Raw genomic sequence first — 4,039 nt, forward strand, 5'->3', positions numbered from 1 at the left:
TCGCTGTGTCCGGCGCCTGGGCGGATGAGATCAAGGTGGGGGTGATCGCCCCCTTCTCGGGGCCCTTCGCCCAGTACGGCGTGCAGTACCAGCAGGCGATCGAGACCTACCAGGCCCAGCACGGCACCACGGCGGGCGAGCACGAGATCACCTTCATCTACAAGGACGTCGGCGGGGTGAACCCGGACCAGTCCCGCGCCCTGGCGCAGGAGCTGCTGATCCGCGAGCGCGTCGACTACCTGGCGGGCTTCACCTTCACTCCGAACGCCCTGGCAGTCGGGCCGGTGATCACCCAGTCCGAAACGCCCACGGTGATCTTCAACGCCGCCACCTCGGCGATCAACCGCGAGAGCCCCTTCTTCCTGCGCACCAGCTACACGCTGCCGCAGGTCTCGGCGCCGGCGGCGGAATGGGCCTATGACCAGGGGCTGCGCAGCGTGGTCACCACGGTCAGCGACTACGGCCCCGGCATCGACGCCGAGGTCTCGTTCAAGAAGGCCTTCGAGGCCCGGGGCGGCACCGTCACCGACAGCGTGCGGATGCCGCTGTCGACCACCGATTTCACCCCGATCCTGCAACGGGTGAAGGATCAGGCCCCGGATGCGGTCTTTGCCTTCCTGCCGGGTGGGCCTCCGACCTTCTCCTTCACCAAGACCTACAACGAGAACGGGTTGCGCGATGCCGGGATCACCTTCCTCGGCACCGCCGAGACGGAAGAGAGCAACCTGCAGGCCCTGGGCGACCTGGCCGTGGGGCTGCACACGGCCTACCACTACTCTGCCGCCCACGACAGCGAGGCGAACCGCGCCTTCCTGGTGGCCCTGGCAGAGTTGCATCCCGAGGGGGTGGTCAACTGGGCTTCGGTCGGGGCCTATGACGGCGTTCACCTGATCTACGAGATGGTGGCCGCCGCGGGCAGCGACGGCCCGGCAGCGGTCGAGGCGGCCCTGGGCCTGGCCTGGGAAAGCCCACGTGGCCCCATCGAGATGGATCCGGAAACCCGCACGGTGATCCAGAACGTCTACATCCGCGAAGTCGCCCGCAACCCCGAGACCGGCCTGCTGGAGAACGTCGAGACCGGCGTGATCGCGACGGTCGGCGACCTCGGCTGGAACCAGTGACGGCAGGACGGGCCGGTGCCGACCGGCCCGTTCCACCCAAACCACGGGACGTGACATGACATTACTTCTGAACATCGCGGTCGACGGTCTGGCCTACGGCATGATCCTCTTCATGATCGCCGTCGGCCTGTCGGTGACCATGGGGCTGATGCGGGTTGTGAACCTGGCCCATGGCGGCTTCGCCCTGATCGGCGGAGCGCTGGCCCACTGGCTGGGCACCGAGGCCGGTCTGCCCTTCGGGCTGGTCCTGCCGGGCGCCGTGGCCGGCACCATCCTCATCGCCATGCCGCTGGAACGGCTGGTCTATCGCCGCATCTACGGGTTCGGAGAGCTGCAACAGGTGCTCGCCACCATCGGCCTGACCTTCCTGATGATCGCCTCGGTCAACCTCTGGCAGGGCTCGTCGCTTCTGGCGATCACGCTGCCCGAGGGGCTGAACCGCTCGGTCGATCTGGGGTTCCGCCAGCTGACTGCGCACCGGGCGCTGGTCATCGGAGTGGGCGCGCTGATCATCCTCGGCCTCTGGGTGCTGCTCGACCGGACCCGCTTCGGCATCCGCCTGCGCGCTGCCGTGGACAACCGCGAGACCGCCTCGGCCCTCGGCATCGACACCGGCCGGATCTACATGCTGACCTTCGCGCTCGGTGCGGGGCTGGCTGCACTGGGGGGCATCCTCGGGGCCGAGCTGCTGCCCATCGATGCCTATTACCCGCTGCGCTACATGGTGCTCTTCCTGATCGTCGTCGCCATCGGCGGGCTGGGTTCGATCCTCGGCTCCTTCGTTGCGGCTCTGGCCATCGGGCTGATCGAGACCGCCAGCCGCTACCTCGTGCCTGACATGGCGACGATCACCTTCTTCGTCCTGGTGATCCTGTTCCTGGCGCTGCGCCCGCGCGGCCTGATGGGGAGGGCTGGGGCATGAACCGGCGTCTTCTCTCGCTTCTTCTGATCCTTCTGGCGGGCGGTGCGGCCTACCTGCTGTTTCCCTACAACCTGGCCTTCCTGACCCGCATCCTGATCATGATCGTACTGGTGCTGTCGCTGGATCTCATCCTGGGGCTGGCGGGCATCGCGACGCTGGGACAGGCGGCCATGTACGGCGCCGGGGCCTATGCGGCGGGGCTCTTTGCCATCCACGTCTGGGCCGATCCCGTGGCGGGCCTGCTGGCCGGGGCCCTTGCCGGGGCGGCGCTGGCGGCGCTCTCGGGGGCGGTGCTGATGCGCACCCAGGGGCTGACCCTGATCATGCTGACCATCGCCGTCGCCCAGATCTGCGCCGAGATCGCCAACCGGGCCCGTGCCGTCACCGGCGGTGCCGACGGGCTGCGCGGCATCCGCCCCGGCAAGGTCCTGGGCCTGTGGGAGTTCGATTTCATCGGCATCACCGGCTACTGGTACGCCTTCGCCGTCATGGCGCTGGTCTTGCTGGCGCTGGCCGTTATCGCCCGCTCGCCCTTCGGCCTGTCCCTGCGCGGCATCCATGAAAGCCCCGAGCGCATGGTGGCCATCGGGGTTTCGGTCTATCGCCGCCGGCTGGCGGCCTACACCATGGGGGGCGCCGTGGCCGGTACCGCCGGGGCGCTTTCGGCGCAGATCACCCAGTTGGTCAGCCTCGAGGCCTTCTCGTTCACGCTCTCGGCCGAGGCGCTGATCATGCTGATCCTCGGCGGCACCGGGCGGCTTTACGGCGCGGTGCTGGGCACGGTGATCTTCATGGCCGTGCATCATCTCGCGGCGGCCAATGATCCGTTCAACTGGCTCTTCGTCATCGGCGCGCTGGTGCTGGCGGTGGTCTTCTTCCTGCCGCGTGGCCTGATCGTCCTGCCGACCGGCCTGAAACGTCTTGCCAAGGGAGGCCGCCATGCAGGGTCTTGAGGTACGCGGGCTGTCGAAACGCTTCGGCGGGCTGGTGGTCTCCGAGGATATCGACTTTGACCTGCCGCCCGGGGCGCGCAAGGCGCTGATCGGCCCCAATGGCGCCGGCAAGAGCACCTTTGCCAACCTGGTGACCGGGATCCTGGCTCCGACGGGTGGCACGATCCGCTTCGACGGCCAGGACATCGCCGGGCTGGACGAGGCGCAGCGCGTGAAGCGCGGCATTGCCAAGACCTTCCAGATCACCACGCTGTTTTCCGGCCTGACGGTGCGCGAGAACCTGCGCCTGCCGGTGCTCGAACGCCGGGGGCGGGGCGGCGGGCTGTTCCGCCGCGCCGATGGGGATCCGGCGATCGAGACCGAGGTCGAGGCCCTGCTGGCGCAGTTCGACCTGTTGCCGTTTGCGGATCGCCCGGTGGTCGATCTGGCCTATGGCCAGCAGCGCCTGGTCGAGATGGCGCTGACCCTGGCCCTGAAACCGCGGGTGCTCATCCTCGACGAACCCGCTGCCGGCGTGCCGTCGAGCGAGACGCATCTGATCATCGAGGCCATCGAGCGGCTGCCCGGCGATCTCGCCGTGCTGGTGATCGAGCATGACATGGACCTGGTGTTCCGGGTCGCGCGCTCGATCGTCGTGCTGGTGCAGGGGCGGATCCTGACCGAAGGCACGCCCGGAGAGATCGCCACCAATGCGCAGGTGCGCGAACTTTACCTTGGAGGCGCCCATGGCTGACCGGCTGCTGGAGCTTGAGACGGTGACCGCGGGCTATGGCCCGACCCATGTGCTGCGCGGGCTGTCGCTGACCGTCGCCCCCGGGGAACGCCTGGCGGTGATCGGGCGCAACGGTGCGGGCAAGACGACGCTGCTCAACACCATCATGGGGCTGACCCGCCTGCATGGCGGGCAGCTGCGCTACGGCGGGCAGAGGCTGGACCGCCTCGCTCCGCATCGCCGCAATGCCCTCGGCCTCGGGCTGGTGCCGCAGACGCGCGACATCTTCCCCTCGCTGAGCGTCGAGGAAAACCTGCTGTCGTGCCTGCGC

5 protein-coding genes are annotated in these 4,039 nt (G+C 68.5%); all 5 read left to right on the forward strand.

All coding sequences use genetic code 11. The features are described 5' to 3' along the window. Positions 1–5: 5 nt before the first annotated feature. Complete coding sequence (locus tag OS124_RS25275; RefSeq protein ID WP_050900928.1) at positions 6–1,121, forward strand: ABC transporter substrate-binding protein; 1,116 nt, start codon at positions 6–8, stop codon at positions 1,119–1,121. Between the two features lie 55 nt (positions 1,122–1,176). Beyond that, positions 1,177–2,043: a branched-chain amino acid ABC transporter permease gene (locus OS124_RS0119210; RefSeq protein WP_010141539.1), complete on the forward strand. Its 867-nt coding sequence runs from the start codon at positions 1,177–1,179 to the stop codon at positions 2,041–2,043. Beyond that, positions 2,040–2,996: a branched-chain amino acid ABC transporter permease gene (locus OS124_RS0119215; RefSeq protein WP_010141540.1), complete on the forward strand. Its 957-nt coding sequence runs from the start codon at positions 2,040–2,042 to the stop codon at positions 2,994–2,996. The genes OS124_RS0119210 and OS124_RS0119215 overlap by 4 nt, the downstream gene beginning before the upstream one ends. Then, entirely contained in the window at positions 2,983–3,729 is a 747-nt protein-coding gene (locus OS124_RS0119220) for an ABC transporter ATP-binding protein (protein ID WP_010141541.1), read from the forward strand. Before OS124_RS0119215 ends, OS124_RS0119220 begins: the two co-directional genes overlap by 14 nt. Further along, a partial coding sequence (locus OS124_RS0119225; RefSeq protein WP_010141542.1) for an ATP-binding cassette domain-containing protein occupies positions 3,722–4,039 on the forward strand: 318 nt, incomplete at its 3' end. The genes OS124_RS0119220 and OS124_RS0119225, both read left to right, overlap by 8 nt.

The sequence above is a fragment of the Oceanicola sp. S124 genome (assembly GCF_000220565.1).
GTDB lineage: Bacteria > Pseudomonadota > Alphaproteobacteria > Rhodobacterales > Rhodobacteraceae > Pseudooceanicola.

What these genes read in the sequence shown, in the direction of transcription:
- OS124_RS0119220 (WP_010141541.1), top strand. Translation starts at nt 2,983, where the DNA reads ATGCAGGGTCTTGAGGTACGCGGGCTGTCGAAACGCTTCGGCGGGCTG.
- OS124_RS0119210 (WP_010141539.1), top strand. Translation starts at nt 1,177, where the DNA reads ATGACATTACTTCTGAACATCGCGGTCGACGGTCTGGCCTACGGCATG.
- OS124_RS0119215 (WP_010141540.1), top strand. Translation starts at nt 2,040, where the DNA reads ATGAACCGGCGTCTTCTCTCGCTTCTTCTGATCCTTCTGGCGGGCGGT.